The sequence below is a fragment of the Shewanella sp. GJ50-10 genome, from assembly GCF_055808815.1.
In genome coordinates, this window is the sequence record NZ_JBVVSS010000001.1 from 1,107,766 (window position 1) to 1,124,804 (window position 17,039).

General features: G+C 40.1%; 15 protein-coding genes, 1 tRNA gene and 1 pseudogene. 8 read left to right on the forward strand and 9 right to left on the reverse strand.

The window, feature by feature from the left end; genetic code table 11:
- Nucleotides 1-11: 11 nt before the first annotated feature.
- Nucleotides 12-962, reverse strand: a complete 951-nt coding sequence (locus tag AC0L4E_RS04610; RefSeq protein WP_473678205.1) for a helix-turn-helix domain-containing protein — start codon at nt 960-962, stop codon at nt 12-14.
- Nucleotides 963-1,204: 242 nt separating this feature from the next.
- On the opposite strand from AC0L4E_RS04610, the gene AC0L4E_RS04615 reads away from it, so the two are divergent.
- The gene (locus AC0L4E_RS04615; protein ID WP_473678206.1) at nt 1,205-2,020 is read left to right on the forward strand and encodes a hypothetical protein; all 816 of its coding nucleotides are present in this window, start codon (nt 1,205-1,207) and stop codon (nt 2,018-2,020) included.
- Between the two features lie 85 nt (nt 2,021-2,105).
- Here AC0L4E_RS04615 and AC0L4E_RS04620 read toward each other — a convergent pair.
- The 5 genes and pseudogenes from AC0L4E_RS04620 to rpsU form a co-directional block, all read right to left on the reverse strand.
- Nucleotides 2,106-2,182 (reverse strand) — tRNA-Ile (locus tag AC0L4E_RS04620).
- Nucleotides 2,183-2,408: 226 nt separating this feature from the next.
- Entirely contained in the window at nt 2,409-4,241 is a 1,833-nt protein-coding gene (gene rpoD / locus AC0L4E_RS04625; protein ID WP_473678207.1) for an RNA polymerase sigma factor RpoD, read from the reverse strand.
- A gap of 150 nt (nt 4,242-4,391) precedes the next feature.
- Nucleotides 4,392-6,117: pseudogene (gene dnaG / locus AC0L4E_RS04630) on the reverse strand (DNA primase).
- A gap of 83 nt (nt 6,118-6,200) precedes the next feature.
- Complete coding sequence (locus tag AC0L4E_RS04635) at nt 6,201-6,644, reverse strand: GatB/YqeY domain-containing protein (RefSeq protein ID WP_220751636.1); 444 nt, start codon at nt 6,642-6,644, stop codon at nt 6,201-6,203.
- A 7-nt stretch (nt 6,645-6,651) separates the two neighbouring features.
- Nucleotides 6,652-6,867, reverse strand: coding sequence for a 30S ribosomal protein S21 (gene rpsU / locus AC0L4E_RS04640; protein WP_055024252.1), 216 nt, complete (start codon nt 6,865-6,867; stop codon nt 6,652-6,654).
- 239 nt (nt 6,868-7,106) lie between these two features.
- Here rpsU and tsaD point away from each other — a divergent pair, with 239 nt between their 5' ends.
- Entirely contained in the window at nt 7,107-8,120 is a 1,014-nt protein-coding gene (tsaD, locus tag AC0L4E_RS04645) for a tRNA (adenosine(37)-N6)-threonylcarbamoyltransferase complex transferase subunit TsaD (RefSeq protein ID WP_473678208.1), read from the forward strand.
- A gap of 93 nt (nt 8,121-8,213) precedes the next feature.
- On the opposite strand, the gene plsY is transcribed toward tsaD, so the two are convergent.
- Nucleotides 8,214-8,834: a glycerol-3-phosphate 1-O-acyltransferase PlsY gene (gene plsY / locus AC0L4E_RS04650; protein WP_473678209.1), complete on the reverse strand. Its 621-nt coding sequence runs from the start codon at nt 8,832-8,834 to the stop codon at nt 8,214-8,216.
- Nucleotides 8,835-9,074: 240 nt separating this feature from the next.
- On the opposite strand from plsY, the gene folB reads away from it, so the two are divergent.
- The 4 genes from folB to AC0L4E_RS04670 all read left to right on the forward strand — a co-directional run bounded on the left by folB (nt 9,075) and on the right by AC0L4E_RS04670 (nt 11,884).
- Nucleotides 9,075-9,428, forward strand: a complete 354-nt coding sequence (gene folB / locus AC0L4E_RS04655; protein WP_220751641.1) for a dihydroneopterin aldolase — start codon at nt 9,075-9,077, stop codon at nt 9,426-9,428.
- Nucleotides 9,429-9,542: 114 nt separating this feature from the next.
- On the forward strand, nt 9,543-10,046 hold the full coding sequence (folK, locus tag AC0L4E_RS04660; RefSeq protein WP_473678210.1) for a 2-amino-4-hydroxy-6-hydroxymethyldihydropteridine diphosphokinase: 504 nt from the start codon (nt 9,543-9,545) through the stop codon (nt 10,044-10,046).
- Between the two features lie 105 nt (nt 10,047-10,151).
- Nucleotides 10,152-10,952, forward strand: coding sequence for an undecaprenyl-diphosphate phosphatase (locus AC0L4E_RS04665; RefSeq protein ID WP_473678211.1), 801 nt, complete (start codon nt 10,152-10,154; stop codon nt 10,950-10,952).
- 110 nt (nt 10,953-11,062) lie between these two features.
- The gene (locus AC0L4E_RS04670; protein WP_473678212.1) at nt 11,063-11,884 is read left to right on the forward strand and encodes a class I SAM-dependent methyltransferase; all 822 of its coding nucleotides are present in this window, start codon (nt 11,063-11,065) and stop codon (nt 11,882-11,884) included.
- 241 nt (nt 11,885-12,125) lie between these two features.
- Here the strand turns inward: AC0L4E_RS04670 and AC0L4E_RS04675 are convergent, their stop codons facing one another.
- Nucleotides 12,126-12,392 (reverse strand): Lpp/OprI family alanine-zipper lipoprotein, encoded by a 267-nt coding sequence (locus tag AC0L4E_RS04675; RefSeq protein ID WP_102529730.1) that lies wholly within the window; start codon nt 12,390-12,392, stop codon nt 12,126-12,128.
- Between the two features lie 284 nt (nt 12,393-12,676).
- Nucleotides 12,677-13,909 carry a multifunctional CCA addition/repair protein gene (locus AC0L4E_RS04680; RefSeq protein ID WP_473678213.1) on the reverse strand — a complete coding sequence of 411 codons (1,233 nt, stop codon included), beginning with the start codon at nt 13,907-13,909 and terminating at the stop codon, nt 12,677-12,679.
- 194 nt (nt 13,910-14,103) lie between these two features.
- On the opposite strand from AC0L4E_RS04680, the gene AC0L4E_RS04685 reads away from it, so the two are divergent.
- Nucleotides 14,104-15,696, forward strand: a complete 1,593-nt coding sequence (locus AC0L4E_RS04685; RefSeq protein ID WP_473678214.1) for an ExeA family protein — start codon at nt 14,104-14,106, stop codon at nt 15,694-15,696.
- On the forward strand, nt 15,696-16,895 hold the full coding sequence (locus tag AC0L4E_RS04690) for a general secretion pathway protein GspB (RefSeq protein WP_473678215.1): 1,200 nt from the start codon (nt 15,696-15,698) through the stop codon (nt 16,893-16,895). Before AC0L4E_RS04685 ends, AC0L4E_RS04690 begins: the two co-directional genes overlap by 1 nt.
- Nucleotides 16,896-17,039: the final 144 nt, after the last annotated feature.

The window sequence follows — 17,039 nt, forward strand, 5'->3', positions numbered from 1 at the left end:
ACGCTTTGTACCTAAACGCAATTACGAGTTAAATTGAGAAATAGGCTACTTGAAATTAATTCTTGTCTATTAAGTTTATAGGAAACAAAGCTACGGCGTTTTCCTTGATACTTTGCGCCTTGCATTTTTTCAGTCAGGATTTCACCTAAAGAAACAACTTCACCGCTTAAAAAGTCCATTAACTTAACGCCGATATCTGAGCGAGCCTTGTAGCCAAAAGCAATGTTGGTTTCTGTCTTTGCCAATGTAACAAGTAATTGTGAAAGAAAGTCTTCGGTTACGTGCTTGCCTCCCAAGTAAGTACTAAGCATATAAAGGCAACCTGGTAGATCTTTATCGATTAAGTGATCAGGTGTTAGCTGACTATCTTTAAGAGAGTTATCTGACAGTTTTGCAAAGGTATCTTCACTGACTTTTACTATAAAGGTATGCCCAGCCAGTATTCCATTAACTAAATAAAAAGACACTTCGGTTGAATCAATTTCAGCCAAAGCTTTGATAAAATCTTGAGTCCAGTACTCGCGACCTTTGGACAAGTTAGAGTGGTAATTGGCTATCCAGCCATACATTTGTTCAGCCTCATCAGCTTGCTTGCAGAGCTTATCGAAACTGACAGTATCTTGTGAGATATAAGGGTGAGCACCCATTACATGGTTGTAATGGAATTGCTGTTCGATCATTTTATTAAAGCTATCTAAAGAAGGAAGTTGCTTTAATTCAAAAGCTGCGTCGCACAATAATTGCTGAGGTTGATCGTTAAAATACTCTATTAGTGCCACTTGTCTTCTAAGATTAGGGCTTATCTTTGCACGTTCCCACCGACTGATTGTCAGCGCATCGACATTCTCAAACAAAGAGTCGTATTCTGCGAGCTTTAAAGCAAGGGATTCCTGTGAATCTCCGGCCTCGTTGCGTCGCTGCAAAATATATTCTGCAATATCGCTAAAACTCTGAACAGTCATCGTATTCCTTAAATTAGCTAATAGCCTTGTAAAATCACCCAATGAAATAGCTCTTTGAGAAAGCGCTTTGAAATAGCCCTTGGAATTAGTCCTTTGAATGCTACTCATTAAATTATCATCGACTAGAGTTCTTTATCTAGGCATTGGATAAATTTTTTTCCGCATCATGCCCTCATTTAATCATATTGCATTTGTTCTAATGAAAAACATTAAACAAGCAGCAACATTTTTGAGGTAAAACCATGAACAAATCAGCAAAAGTTTTAGTGTTAGTGGCAAGTGTGTCATTCCTGAGTGCTTGCGCAAACAGTGGCGCAGTAAATGAAGATGGTAGCGGCAATAATCGCGGCTTAAAAACAGGAGCTGCGGGTGGCGCTATTTTAGGACTTGCTATGGGCGCTGCTGCAGGTGATGCGAGCTTAGCGTTAAAAGGTGCCGCTATTGGAGGTGCTGCAGGTGGTTTGGCTGGGGCAAGTGCTGATTATGCTAATGATAGAGAAGATTACCGCAATGAAAATGGTAATAAAAATATCAATATTAATGGACTCCCTCAAAGTAAAGTGAGTGATGCTCAAACGGCTGTAAAATCTACACCGCAATCTTGGGACAAACTTGATCATTTTAGCGGGGAGTGGCAAGTCAATATTTGGGCGCTAAATGATGAAGGGAACAGAGTCGAAGCCTCAGCGAGTGCAAATGGTGCACTATTAAAAACAACAAAAACACAATTGAGTGTAGATAATGTCCAAATGAATGGAGAAGTACAGTCCTTAAGTGGCAAAGTCGATTTAGCGTTTAGTCCAGAAGACGGTTATCAGATGATGACAGAGTTTAATGGTAACGAAAATATGAGGTTTGTCGGTGAAGTCGATGATCAAGGCCGTTATAGCTATTACCCTGTTGGGGTAAACGGCTCTACCTATTCTGGTAATGAGCGTTCTACAATGAGACTTGAGCTAAGATTTGTTGGAAAAGATGTTTTTCTAGTAGACAGTTTTATTCAATCAAAAGGCGAAGAGGTTCAAATCCAGTCATATCGTTTTACTCGCCAAAGCTAATTTAGTCGAACTGAACATTGAAGCATTAAACCAATTTATAGATATGAAAAAGCCGCTTAAATTTCTTTAAGCGGCTTATCAAAATTGGTGGCCCCTCCCAGACTCGAACTGGGGACCTGACGATTATGAGTCGTATGCTCTAACCAACTGAGCTAAGGGGCCGACTTAAGATAGTCGTCACTATCGAAAGCGGAGGGAAGTATACGAAGTTTATTGATACTTGTCACCACTGAATTTGCTAGAAATTCACTTCTTGGTATCGTTTGGTTATCTGTTAAGCAATCAATAAACTATCTTTGGTTGATATCGCTGATTTATAACAATAAAAAAGCCCGCTATTAGCGGGCTTTTGTTTGATATTTCAAACTGAGTCTTACATGAGTATCTATTACTCGTCTAAGAAAGACTTCAAGATTTCAGAGCGAGAAGGGTGGCGTAACTTACGTAACGCTTTTGCTTCAATCTGACGAATACGTTCACGTGTTACGTCAAACTGCTTACCAACTTCTTCAAGTGTATGGTCGGTGTTCATGTCGATACCGAAACGCATACGTAATACTTTAGCTTCACGAGCTGTTAAACCAGCTAATACTTCGTGAGTGGCATTCTTTAAACTTTCGCTTGTAGCTGAGTCTAAAGGTAGCTCTAAGGTATTATCCTCAATAAAGTCACCTAAGTGCGAATCTTCATCGTCACCGATTGGTGTTTCCATTGAAATCGGTTCTTTAGCGATTTTCAACACTTTAAGGATCTTATCTTCAGGCATTAACATGCGCTCAGATAACTCTTCAGGTGTTGGTTCGCGACCCATTTCCTGTAGCATTTGACGTGAAATACGATTTAGTTTGTTAATCGTTTCAATCATATGTACTGGAATACGGATAGTACGCGCTTGGTCAGCAATAGAACGAGTAATTGCTTGACGGATCCACCATGTTGCATAAGTCGAGAACTTATAACCACGACGGTATTCAAACTTATCTACTGCTTTCATCAGACCGATGTTACCTTCTTGAATCAAATCCAAGAACTGTAAACCACGGTTGGTGTATTTTTTAGCAATAGAAATTACTAGACGTAAGTTTGCTTCAACCATTTCTTTCTTCGCACGACGAGCTCTTGCTTCACCGATTGACATACGACGGTTGATGTCTTTAATCGCACGGATGATTAAGCCGGTTTCTTCTTCGATTGCAGCAAGTTTGGTGCTACAACGAATCACGTCTTCTTCAACCATTCTTAAGCCTTCAGCATAAGGCTTGTTGCTATCTTTTTCTGCATGGAACCAAGCTAAATCGGTTTCGTTACCAGTGAAGAACTTAACAAAGTTTTTCTTCGGCATTTTAGCTTGTTCAACACATAATTTAAGAATCAAACGCTCTTGAACACGTACGCGATCCATCATGGTGCGCATGCTTTTAACTAAGCGATCAAACTGTTTTGGAATTAAACGGAATTCTTTAAAGAGTTCGCCGATAACAAATAAAGCACCAATAGCTTCAGGATGGTCGCGACCTTTCTTCTCAATAACTAACAGACCTTTTTCATAAGTCTCACGTAATTGAGTAAATTTCTCTTTAGCTTCTTCAGGACATGGACCTTTTGGGCCTTCCTCTTCTTCATCGTCCTCGTCGCCGTCATCATCTTCATCTTCAAGTTCTTCTTCAGATAACTCAGAACCAACGTGAGTAGCTGTAGGGGCTACATCGTCGTCATCTGGGTTAACGAAACCTGCAATGATGTCAGTTAAACGAAGCTCATCCGCTTCATACTTATCAAACTGTTCTAGAATCATCGCAATGGCTTGCGGGTATTCAGAAACAGAACTTTGAACCGTATTAATACCTTCTTCAATACGTTTTGCGATGACGATTTCGCCTTCGCGGGTCAATAGTTCAACTGTACCCATTTCACGCATGTACATACGTACTGGGTCAGTTGTACGACCTAATTCACTCTCTACCGTTGCAAGTGCTGCTGCAGCTTCTTCTGCAGCATCTTCATCGGTGTTGTCCTCAGACATCATGATATCATCGGCATCTGGCGCTTGTTCGTAAACGCGGATGCCCATGTCATTGATCATCTGGACAATATCTTCAATCTGATCTGAATCGACCATGTCAGCTGGCAAGTGGTCATTGACTTCAGCATAGGTTAAGTAACCTTGCTCTTTACCTTTAGCAAGCAACAATTTAAGTTGCGACTGCGGAGTATGCTCCATAGATATCATCCAAGTTGGGGAAACTGAAATAACGACTGGACACCTGCCGAAGCATAAGTGTCAAGCAAATCGTCAATTATAGCTGTATGAACTAAAGTACGCTAGTCCATGACATTGCTTAACTGAACATTTTTAAAATAAAAAATGCAGTTATGCGATGCCTTTCATTATTGAAATCAGCTTCGTTAGCTGAATTTTTTCAGCTTTCGTTAGAGTTTGTTTAAGACTCAATTCCTGATAACGCTGCTCAATATATTGATTGTTCAACCAGATCAGGGTTTGTTTAAACTCTTGAACTAAGTTTTCATCCGCCACTTGGTGGTCCCATTGGGCCAATTTAATCAAGGCACCTTTTTGCTCGTGCTCTCGGTATATCTCAAGTAGTTGTGCGCTGTTAAACTGTTGTTCGCGAGTTAAATTCAACAAATCAATTAGCAAATCAATGCCAGCAATTTGTAAGTGAGCTAATGCAGGTTGGGCGCCTAAGCCATAACCTAAATCGGGTCGCTGTACTAACAAAGCAATAGCTAATCGCAATGGAGTTCCGCGGCCTTGTAAGCCCTTTTTATTCATAGGTTGTTGCTGTTTTACGGCAAAACCTAATTTTTTCTTTTAAATCATCTGCGCTGTTCATACCAATCTTGTGCGCAAGATTTTCTAACAATAAATTCTGTAAAACAGTATCTTGTACTCGTTCAATAAGCGACATGGCTTCTTTAGCCAGAGCACTCTTGTCGGTACCGTATTGATTGGTTAATGTCTCAAATAAGAATGCGGGTAAATCAAGCGCATCGAGCATTAACTTTTCAAAACCTTCTTTACCAACTTGGCGAACCATAGTATCTGGATCTTCACCTTGTGGTAAAAACATAAATCTAACTACATCACCAGGCTTTAATAAAGGCAGGGCTGTTTCTAATGCACGCCATGCCGCCTTTTTGCCTGCTTTATCACCGTCATAACAACAAATGACTTCTTTTGCACTACGTACTAATAGCTGGAATTGTTCAGCTGTAGTGGCTGTACCTAACGATGCAACTGCGTAATCAACGTCGAATTGCGCTAGTGCAACTACATCCATATAGCCTTCAACAATCAATACTTGTTGAGGGTCTCTATGTCTTTGCTTCAATTCATAAAGGCCGTAAAGCTCATTACCCTTATGAAATATGGGCGTTTCTGGCGAATTCAAGTACTTCGGTGTTCCATCGCCTAAAACTCGACCACCAAAGCCAACTACACGACCACGACGGTCACGGATAGGGAACATTAATCGATCGCGAAAGCGGTCGTAACGTTTGCCGTTATCGTTGGCAATTAACATGCCTGCCGTGAGTAACTTGTCTTGTGCTGATTGATTCTGGCGGTAACGACTGAGCAGTCCGTCCCAGCCGTCAGGCGCAAAACCTATTCCAAAGTGCTCAACCACATTGGCCGAAAGTCCTCTGAAATCTAGATAATCTAATACTTTTTGTTTGTCTGAGTGTTGACGTAACTGGCTCTGATAAAAGAGGTTAGCTTCTTCCATCAATTGGTATAAGTCGCGACTCAAACCTTGATCTTTTTTAGGACCTGTACCTTGTTCTCTTGGTACATCTAATCCTAATTTACCTGCGAGTTCTTCGATGGCATCAACGAATTCAAGCCTATCGTATTCCATAATGAAATCGATGGCGTTGCCATGAGCACCACAACCAAAGCAGTGATAAAATTGTTTGTCTCGACTGACAGTAAAAGAAGGTGATTTTTCGCTATGAAAAGGACAACATGCAGAGTGATTTTTCCCTGCTTTTTTCAAAGGTACACGATGATCAATTAGATCAACAATGTCTGTGCGAGCTATAAGCTCATTGATAAAGTCACGAGGTATCGCCATATATGCTATAGGTCTCGCATTACCAAGTAGATAAAACAAACAAGCCGCGCAAGATGCACGGCTTATTCAACACTAAAATTCTATTAGTTTAATTTAGCACGAATTTGGCCGCCAATGGCACCCATATCTGCACGTCCTTGAACTTTAGATTTTAATGCTCCCATTACTTTGCCCATATCCGCCATGGTTGATGCCCCTACCTTAGAGATAGCTTCATCAATGATTGCGGCAACTTCTTCTTCTGTTAAAGGAGAAGGCAAGAAAGTTTCAATAACTTGAATCTCTGCTGCTTCAGTTGCTGCTAACTCCGGGCGACCTGCTGACTCATACTGAGTAATAGAATCGCGACGTTGTTTCACCATTTTGGTTAAAACGGCTATTGTCTGTTCATCGGTCAGAGTTTCGCGGGTATCCACTTCAATCTGTTTAACGGCAGACAATGCCATACGAATAGTCCCCAAACGTGCCTTATCTTTGGCACGCATGGCTTCTTTCATCTGGTCTTTTAGCTGTTCAACTAGGCTCATAATGAGATTAGTATAAACGTACGCGACGTGCGTTTTCGCGAGAAAGCTTCTTAGCTAGACGCTTAACAGCGGCAGCTTTTGCGCGCTTACGTGCAGAAGTTGGCTTCTCGTAGAATTCACGAGCGCGAACATCAGCTAAGATACCTGCTTTTTCACAAGAGCGCTTGAAACGACGAAGAGCTACGTCGAATGGTTCGTTTTCACGTACTTTAATAATTGGCATACGCCATCACCCCTTAGGTGTAGTTAATTTGGCACTACCATTAAAGGTAGATTAACCAAGGCTATTTAATAAAATGGTGCGGAATTCTACACCGAGATATGTGCATTTGTAAACCCCCTTTGTAACTGAGTTTGTGTAATTCGCTTGTCATATTTTTGTTGATAGGTGAGCTTTACTGGAATAACACTGCTTCAACAGGTAGAATTGCCGCCCTTACAATTTTAGGAATATTTGCAGCTATGCGGGTTTTAGGTATTGAAACGTCTTGTGATGAAACAGGAATTGCCGTTTTTGATGATGAGCAAGGGCTGTTGTCGCATGCCTTATATAGCCAAGTAAAGTTACATGCTGATTATGGCGGCGTGGTACCAGAACTAGCGTCTCGTGACCATGTTCGAAAAATTGTACCTTTGATTAAGCAAGCATTAAAAGAATCGAACTCAACAGTTGATGATATTGATGGTATTGCTTTTACCAAAGGCCCTGGCTTAATTGGTGCTTTATTAGTGGGAGCATGTGTCGGTCGCTCTTTAGCATACTCATGGGATAAACCTGCAATTGGGGTGCATCACATGGAAGGACATTTATTAGCGCCAATGCTTGAAGATGATGCGCCAGAGTTCCCTTTCTTAGCATTATTAGTATCAGGCGGCCATTCAATGTTGGTTAAAGTTGATGGTATTGGCCAATACGAAGTTTTAGGCGAGTCGGTGGATGATGCGGCTGGTGAAGCTTTTGATAAAACCGCTAAGTTAATGGGTTTAGATTACCCTGGTGGCCCAAGGCTTGCCAAGTTAGCAGCCAAAGGTGTTGAAGCAGGTTATAAGTTCCCACGACCTATGACTGACAAACCAGGGCTTAATTTTAGTTTTTCCGGTTTAAAAACATTTACCGCAAACACCATTGCCGCAGAGCCTGATGATGAACAAACTCGCGCTAATATTGCCCGTGCGTTTGAAGAAGCCGTTGTGGATACTCTAGCGATTAAATGCAAACGAGCATTAAAACAAACCGGCTATAACCGTTTAGTGGTTGCTGGCGGAGTGAGTGCAAATAGTCGGTTAAGAGAAAATCTTGCTGAAATGATGCAGCAGCTTAATGGCGAAGTGTTTTATCCTCGCGGTGAGTTCTGCACTGATAATGGTGCAATGATTGCTTACGCTGGTTTACAGCGTTTAAAGGCGGGTCAAACAGAAGATCTTGAAGTGAAGGGACAACCTCGCTGGCCATTAGACACATTAGCAGCGGTATAACAATAGATATAAAGACAAAAACCTAAGCCATGGCTTAGGTTTTTTCGTTTACGCTTAAAGTTAACTGTATCGATACTAAGTTCAATCAATAACTCATCTGCTTTGTTCGTTAGTCGCCTTCTTTTTACGCGACAGCTTACTTTCTTCGCCAATTCTTAAACGCTTAATATTATCTTTGTGTCTTATGACAATTAACAGGGATAGCATTGCGACAGGAATGATAAAACGATCATCTAACCACCATGTATAAATAGGGGCGAGCATTGCGGTCAGAATCGCTGCAAGGGATGAGTAACGTGTCAGCAAGACGAACACAATCCAAGTGGCTATTAATGATAGGGCTAAATCTCCACCAATAGGCGCCATGGCACCAAAGGCTGTGGCAACGCCTTTACCACCTTGGAAATTAAAGAAAATAGGGTAAATATGCCCAAGACAAGCTGCGATGGCAATTAAGCCTAGTGAGACTGCATCTTGGCCCAAAAGGTAACCGAAGTAGCTAGGTGCTGCACCTTTTAGCATGTCAAAAAATAACACTAAGCCTGCAGAACTGGCACCACCAATCCTAAGCACATTAGTTGCCCCTGGGTTTCCTGAGCCTTCAGTACGCGGGTCCGGCAATCCTCGTAATTTACATACAAGAATAGCACTTGAAATTGAACCGGCTAAGTAGGCGGTTATAATCATCAGAATCGTGATTGTAACGGCGCTCAAATTGGTTTCCTTACTCGTCTTAGGGTATTATCGCCCATTCATTAATTTCATAAGAGATTAATTGTAATTACAGGGTTAATAAGCACTTTTAAACTATCTGATATTGCTAAGTGCAGCCGCTATCCTACTGCTTTAATTGCTCAGGAAAAAGGCTAAAACTATAATAACTGCTATTTGATGTGATTTTCAGCCCTTTAAGCTGAAATTTTTATGATAAGACGTGTAAAGCGTGGAGTTCACATGGACAAAGTTCTAATTCGCGAGCTAAAAGTAGAAACAGTAATTGGTATTTATGAATGGGAAAAGCAAATTCATCAAACATTACTTATCGATCTTGATATGGCATGGGATAATAAGCTTGCGGCTGCGTCAGACGATTATCAACATGCACTTTGCTACGAAACTGTTTCAAATAGGCTGACGGCACTGATCACTGAAAAACCAATAGAACTCATAGAAACAGTGGCAGAAATGACTGCTGAATGTTTAATGTCTGAATTTAATGTTTTATGGGTTAAGGTCGCTGTTATGAAGCCAGGAGCGGTACCGACTGCAAAATCAGTTGGCGTTGTCATTGAACGTGGTCACATTTAGAACAGTTTTCTATCGTGATGAGGGCAGAAAGTCCATCATCACATTTAATTGACAGTTTCCATGCTTCAATTAATCAACTTTTCATATTTACTCTGTATATTACCGGATTAGTTAATGGCACGTATTTATATCAGTTTGGGAACCAACATTGATCCTGTAGAGCATATGCAATCAGGGCTAGTGGATTTACATCAATATTTTGGCAAGCTCACGCTATCAAGAATGTTCGAAAGTGAAGCAGTTGGTTTTCAAGGTACAAATTTCTTAAATATGGTTGCTGCGGCGGATACTGATATGAGTATTACCGACGTTGTTGCCACATTTAAGCGAATTGAAAAACAAAATGGACGTATCCGAGGCGAGAAGAAGTTTAGCCCTCGGAGTTTAGATATAGATTTACTGCTTTACGATGATGAGGTTTGTCATCAGCCTATTGAGCTTCCTCGTGGTGAGATTCTTTATAATGCATTTGTATTATGGCCCTTAGCCGAGATTGCCCCTATGCTGGCACACCCTATCACTCAACAGCCGTATCAAAACCTATGGGATTGCTATGATAAATCGAGTCAGAATATCTGGCCGATTGAGTTTGCTTTTCCGCAATCAGTTTCTAAATAGTGTGTAAATTATTTAGTCAACTACGCCTGTTTCGCGATAGCGAGCAAAAATTAGCTCACTCTCACTACATCAGTTAAATCATAAGTACATTTTTAAAGGAACATCATGGACACGCTTCAGGTTATTATACTGGCTCTTATTCAAGGGCTTACTGAATTTTTACCCATTTCAAGTTCAGCGCATTTAATTTTACCTTCACAAATTTTAGGCTGGGAAGACCAAGGCCTAGCGTTTGATGTTGCAGTACATATAGGTTCGTTGTTAGCCGTAGTTATATATTTTAGAAAAGAAATATGGGCGATGTTAACAGCCTGGATCGCCAGTATTTTTAAAGGGGTGCATACCCAAGACAGTAAATTAGCTTGGTGGATTATTTTAGCGACATTGCCAGCGGTATTTTTTGGTTTTATGGCGAAAGACTTAATCGAAACATATTTACGTGGGCCTGGTGTAATTGCAATCACCACTGTTATCTTCGGCTTAATGTTGTGGGTAGGTGATAAAATGGCACGTAATGAATTAACGGAATACCAAACGGGGTGGCGTAAAGCTTTGCTTATTGGTTTTGCCCAAGCAATGGCAATCATCCCAGGAACGTCACGTTCTGGGATCACCATTACTGCAGCATTAATGCTAGGGCTGAATCGTGATGCTGCAGCTCGTTTTTCATTTTTAATGTCGATTCCGGTGATTTTAGGCGCGGCAATATTGATGAGTAAGGATGCTTTAGCGGGCGATGTTGCTTTCAACTACACTGAGATTCTACTTGGTATCGCAGTATCATTTGTCGCCGCTTATACCTGTATTTTCTTCTTCCTGAAAATCATTAGTAAAATTGGTATGACGCCATTTGTGCTGTATCGCTTAATGCTAGGTGCTGTATTATGTGGTTTTATTTTCCTGTAAAATAATCTGCTTAATCTGACCAATAAAAAACGGGTATTTCACCCGTTTTTTATTTTGTTTAATCTATCATTTCTGAAGTCTGTAATAACTCCAAAGGAATTCTGCTCGCTATGAACTCAATCCTGATTTGTCCTACCTGCGCAGCAAAACTGCACTTTCATGAGTCATCAAAGGGTTATTACTGTGATAATAAACATCATTTTGATAAAAACGTTCAAGGTTACTGGTCGTTTGTAACGTCACCAAAGTTTAAAGGGTCAAGTGAGAGCCGTGAGCAATTACGTTCAAAACGTTTTTTAATGGCTTCAGGTATTTTTGCGCCTTTAATTCAGCAGTTGTCTGCAGTTTTTAATAAGGCTGTGAAAGGTAAAAAGGACGTGAACCACCTTAACTATCACTGTGCTGATGGTTTCTATTTACGTTCAATAGCACAAAGCTCTGATAATGATGAAATCACTCATTGGGGCGTTTCAGAAGCGAATAATGCGCTTTTTGCCGCGAGTAAAGATAATACACCTGCAAATTTATTATTGAGTCCGTTTAAGAAACTACCTTTCGCTGATCAATCACTAGATGTGGTTACCCTATTTGATGCGCAATTAAAAGGAAAAGAGTGTTTAAGGATCCTTAAAGAAGAGGGTGTTTTATTAATGCTGGTTCCTGCACCAAGACATTTGTGGCAATTAAAACAAAAAATATATGACAACTTATCTGAAAAGCCTCAGCAATTAAATTTACCGAAAGATATTGAATTAATAGAATCAACATCGATTAAATTTACGGCAGATATCACAGGTGAGCAAGCAATGACATTATTAGACATGAATAGCCTGGGCTGGCGAATTAACGACGAACTCAAACATGACATTAAACAAAAGCCCGTGACAGGTTTGGAATTTGATTATTTGTTACTTACGGCAAAAGTGAAATAGTGTTGTTAGCTGAATTGGAAACTGTTGCGTTTAAATGTGTTAACCGAAGTATTCTGAATCGAAGGTAATGGCGAGACTATTGGTCTTTTAGACTGGCTTTAAAGGATTTAGGTTTAATAGAGATGAGTTTAATAAAGCCTAGAAACAATTAAGGCTTGAAATGGTAATAAACACTTTGTGTTATTACTATTATCAAGCCCTAATAATCAACCTATTTAAATAAGCTAATTTTCATGTATTCTTACTTTTTGTAAGAAGAAGCCATGTTGTCGATACGGTCGTTAGCACGTGACGCTTCAGCTTGAGCGTCCATAGCTGCAGCTTTAGTATCTTTAACATCAGCAGCAAGTTTGCTTTGATCAGACTTTAAAGAGCTAACTTCAGCAGATAGTTGATCTACTTTGTTACCTAGATTTGCAACACTTTCTTCTAAAGCAGTAGTGTTTGCACAGCCACCTAAAAGAGCAGTCATAGCAACACCAGCAATCATTAGTACTTTCTTGTTCATGGAAAATCCCTTCATTATAGGTTGTAATAAATTGCTGAAGCATATTGCCCAGCAGCGCTTTAATTATGTCACAGCTTTTAGATTTTGCTATACCAAAAACTAATAAATATGACAAAAAACTTCGTAAATCTAATAGATTGAAGCATATTTCTTCATAAATTTATCAATTAACCCTCAAAGAGGTGTTTATTTTTTAGTCTGAGCTTTTATCTGTTCTAACATCCATTAGTATTATTTCTACCCAATAATGCCAAACTCTTATCCGATCATTGATTATTGAATACTCAAACTTTAGTAATAGATTGTTTATATAAGCCGATAGCTTCCACTCTACGGTTTAATAATTGCTGTTTTATTTCAGCACCTCTAAATCCTTCAGAAATAATTTGCTGCACATCTATATCTTTGGCGAGTTGGTAACACTGTTTTAAATAATCACTTTGTGGGTATTCAACTGTTTCAAACCCTGTTCTGCCACGAATGTCGGCATGACAACAAATAAGTAAATCATCTAAACGTTGTGGTTTTCGCCAAAAGTCGCCTTTATCGAATATTTTTATGATGGTTTCAGGTCTTAATTCTTGGGCATTATGAATGTTTTGATGCTGATCGCTACACAGTAAAGAAAGCTCTTTGTATTCGTTAGGGACTTTAATTCGCTGGCATAGTTTTTTAATCACAGGTAAACCTTTTTGCCCATGACCATGGTGCTTTGGCCACAACTCTTTTGGGGTGATTGCTTTCCCTAAGTCATGAACTAATGCTGCAAAACGAATCGTTTTTTTATCTGTTAGCTGGCTTGCTGACTGCAGCACCATCATAGTGTGGATCCCTGAATCGATTTCAGGGTGCCATTTCTCTGGCTGTGGTACGCCAAATAGGGCATCAATTTCAGGGAAAAGCACTTTTAATGCGCCGCACTTTCTTAATTGTTGAAAAAACACTTCGGGATTTTCAGTGTTAAGGGCTTTATCTAGCTCTTGCCAAACGCGTTCAGGTGTTAAGTAATCAAGTTCACCTGAATCACTTATTTGTCTCATTAGTTCAATAGTTTCATCGGCTATATCAAAGCCAAGATGGGCAAAACGTGCAGCAAAGCGGGCAACTCTTAATACTCTTAATGGGTCTTCAACAAACGCATCTGACACATGACGAAGTAAACGCAGTTGAAGATCTTTTTGGCCGTTGTAAGGATCGTAAATAGTGCCCTCATCATCTTGGGCCATGGCGTTAATGGTAAGGTCGCGTCTGAGTAAGTCTTGTTCTAGGGTGACTTCTTTGTTGGCTTCACAGCTAAAGCCGCCATATCCTTGACCACTTTTTCTTTCTGTACGGGCGAGGGCGTATTCTTGTTGTGTTTTGGGGTGTAAAAATACAGGAAAGTCTCTACCAACTTGGCTATAACCCAAATCAAACATTTCTTCTACCGAGCCACCCACGACCATATAATCTTTATCTTTTATGGGTAAAGATATAAGAGCGTCTCGAACTGCACCGCCCACTAAATAGATTTTCATAAACGTCTTTACCCTGATTAAATTAACTCATAAAGTTTATATTTTAGTATCAATCAATATTGTAGCTGTTTAACTGCAGTACAAATTAATGATGTAAATCTTAGCACGAGTAACATTTCTGCTGCTAAATTTTGACAAGCAACACAGCAAGCTATAACTTGAGCCGTCAGTTTTAAATAAGGATTTTTGGCCAGATGTATAAAGCATTTTATGGATTGAATGATAATCCATTTTCAATCGCGCCCAACCCACATTATTTATTTCTCAGTGACCGTCACAGAGAAGCACTAGCTCATTTAACCTATGGTTTAGGTGAGACGGGTGGCTTTGTATTATTAACCGGTGAGGTTGGTACAGGAAAGACAACTGTATCACGCTGTTTATTAAAACAATTGCCAGATAATACCGATACAGCTTTTATTCTCAACCCTTCTTTAACTGAACAAGAGTTACTTGCCACGCTTTGTGATGAGCTTAAAATTTCTTACGGTGAAGACCCATCTATTAAGCAGCTTACCGATCTTATTAGTCAGTATTTGTTGAACAACCATCAAAATGACCGAAATACGGTACTGATTATTGATGAAGCCCAGCACCTTCGCCCAGAAGTGCTTGAGCAATTAAGACTATTAACTAATTTAGAAACCGATACTAAGAAATTACTTCAGGTGATTTTAATCGGTCAGCCAGAACTGCAGCAGTTACTCAAGCGCCAAGAATTAAGACAATTGGCTCAGCGGATCACTGCTCGTTACCATTTGTTGCCGCTTACGGTTGAAGAAATACAGTTGTATGTTCAACATAGACTACAGGTTGCAGGCCGTTTTGAACCTTTGTTTACCAAGAGGGCCTGCAAGGCGCTGCATAAATTCAGTGGCGGTATTCCAAGATTAACCAATCTTTTATGTGAACGCGCATTAATGGCTGGTTATGGCCAATCAAAAGTGCCAATTGATCATCATATGATCAAGCAAGCAGCTGCCGAAGTGTTAGGTGATATCCCCGTTGAGTCTAATAATAAATGGCCTATAACTATAGCGGCGTCGTTAATTGTCGCTTTTGGTGTGTCGTTTTACCTTTTCTTTCCAGATTCTCTATCTGAGCAAGCAAAACAAAGTCAATTGCCGGTTCAAGCAGAGCAAAAATCCAATCTGAGCCAATCAAATGGAAGTCAGGGGGTTGTTCGCTCGGCGATGGCACAAAGTCGCAGTATCGATAATGCTTTCGCCGGACTTTTTGCTTTATGGGATAAACAGCCAATTATTGGCTTAACGGCATGTCAGGCGGCGAAACAGCAAGGTTTGTTATGTCACCAGCAACAAGGTAATTGGAATAGTATTGCGCGTCTAAATTATCCAGCGGTCGTTTATCTTGAAGATCAGCAAGCTAATCAATTTTATGGCGTAGTGGTTGCAAGAGAAGGTGAGCAGATTTTACTGCAGTTAAGTGAGCAGCAATTGTGGGTGAATAAAGATTGGTTTAATCGCCACTTTAGCGGCACCTTTGAATTACTTTGGAAAACCGCTGGTGATATTCCAAGGGAAATTAGCCGCACATCTAACTTGTCGCAAATACAATGGTTGGAAAATAGTTTAGCGATAATAGAGCAGCGCTCATCAAGATTATTGAATTCATTTGATAACCAATTAGAGCAAGAACTAATGGCATTTCAACGTCAACATGGGCTTAAGTCTGACGGTATCGCGGGTAATCAAACGCTGGTACAAATTAACTTATACCTCAATCAACAAGGCCCGAGATTGAGCCAACAAGCAGGTCGTAGTTAATGTCGATTTTGTTAGATGCTGTGACCAAAGAAAAGCAGCAGCAAATGGGTGAACTCCCCGATGCTGTACTCACTCCTAGAGCTAATTACCAGCAAGTGGTTAGCCATGCTTGGCTTAAGTATCTGGTGTTAGCTGGGGTGATTATTGCGGGCGTGGCATCAGCTTGGGGATTATCAAAGTTAATTGCTCCAAGCTCTTTAATGAAAAATACCATTGAACCTCAAGTTGCTAATACTAATTCAAGGACTGATAATTCAAATCAAAACTCCACCACTGAAGATCTAAAAACTGAGCCTTCAAGTGAAGTTCGCATAGCAAGCAAAGTGGCTTTACCTATTGCGAAACCTTTATCACAGGTGAACGGTTCAACTCAGTTTGTATCAAGAGCTGAGCAGCAAGAAAACAATGATGTCGTATACGATTATCGTTTAAATAATAATCGTGGTGAAGTGACAGCTAATAATCACCCTAAAGAGCAAAGCTATTCTCAACCAAGATACTTGTCAGGAAACGAGGGCAATCAACAAACACGTTCAAGTAGCGCTTCAGTAAATGACTATTCTGACTTTGATTCAAGTAATACAGGCTCAGGTATTTCTGGAACAAATAATTCTAGTTCAAATAATACCGTGCCCAAATCATCGAGCGAGCGACAGTTAACTGCTGCAGAACTACAAGCTTTATATGGAGATGAAGCGATAATTTTGGGGGCGAATTCCAATTACAGAAAACCATCCGATCTTGATGCGCTTAGGATGAAAGTCAGCGCGGCAGCCAGCGATGTTAATTACGAGCAACAAAGCCAGAGAGCGGCAACAGAGCCTACAAATAAACCTGTAGTTGATAACTCTAATAATTTAATGGCGGCATTTGAAGCGGCTTTGAAAGAGGTTGAATATGAAAATTCAGCCAATGCCCCAGTAACAGCTGAAAAGCTCGACCCTATCCCGACGACACCGAAGCAAGATGAGATCCCACCATACGGTCAACTACCTGCAAGTGTGCAGTTGCAAGTACCTGAATTTAATATCCAAGCCCATGTGTACTCTTCTGCAGCTGAAAACCGTTGGTTAAATGTTGATGGTAAAGAGCTTCAAGAGGGAGATACGATTAAAGGTAAACTTGAGATTATTGAAATTAGACCAAGAGATGTGGTGCTGGAAATCGATGGTTCAAAGTTTAAAGTACCTGCAATATAAATACGCCGAATCAAATACTTTTAAGTCCTAATTATTTGTGAACTTGTTTAGAGTCCTGATTTGGTGAACAGGCTTGGCTAATAGGTTTAGTAGATATATGGAGTAGATAATAACATTGAATTTATTCATTAAACTTCATATAAA

Coding starts and splice junctions, on each gene's coding strand:
- rpsU (WP_055024252.1), bottom strand. CDS start 6,867: ATGCCAATTATTAAAGTACGTGAAAACGAACCATTCGACGTAGCTCTT.
- AC0L4E_RS04670 (WP_473678212.1), top strand. CDS start 11,063: ATGAACTCAATCCTGATTTGTCCTACCTGCGCAGCAAAACTGCACTTT.
- folK (WP_473678210.1), top strand. CDS start 9,543: ATGGCACGTATTTATATCAGTTTGGGAACCAACATTGATCCTGTAGAG.
- AC0L4E_RS04665 (WP_473678211.1), top strand. CDS start 10,152: ATGGACACGCTTCAGGTTATTATACTGGCTCTTATTCAAGGGCTTACT.
- tsaD (WP_473678208.1), top strand. CDS start 7,107: ATGCGGGTTTTAGGTATTGAAACGTCTTGTGATGAAACAGGAATTGCC.
- folB (WP_220751641.1), top strand. CDS start 9,075: ATGGACAAAGTTCTAATTCGCGAGCTAAAAGTAGAAACAGTAATTGGT.
- AC0L4E_RS04690 (WP_473678215.1), top strand. CDS start 15,696: ATGTCGATTTTGTTAGATGCTGTGACCAAAGAAAAGCAGCAGCAAATG.
- AC0L4E_RS04635 (WP_220751636.1), bottom strand. CDS start 6,644: ATGAGCCTAGTTGAACAGCTAAAAGACCAGATGAAAGAAGCCATGCGT.
- AC0L4E_RS04615 (WP_473678206.1), top strand. CDS start 1,205: ATGAACAAATCAGCAAAAGTTTTAGTGTTAGTGGCAAGTGTGTCATTC.
- AC0L4E_RS04685 (WP_473678214.1), top strand. CDS start 14,104: ATGTATAAAGCATTTTATGGATTGAATGATAATCCATTTTCAATCGCG.
- rpoD (WP_473678207.1), bottom strand. CDS start 4,241: ATGGAGCATACTCCGCAGTCGCAACTTAAATTGTTGCTTGCTAAAGGT.
- AC0L4E_RS04675 (WP_102529730.1), bottom strand. CDS start 12,392: ATGAACAAGAAAGTACTAATGATTGCTGGTGTTGCTATGACTGCTCTT.
- AC0L4E_RS04680 (WP_473678213.1), bottom strand. CDS start 13,909: ATGAAAATCTATTTAGTGGGCGGTGCAGTTCGAGACGCTCTTATATCT.
- AC0L4E_RS04610 (WP_473678205.1), bottom strand. CDS start 962: ATGACTGTTCAGAGTTTTAGCGATATTGCAGAATATATTTTGCAGCGA.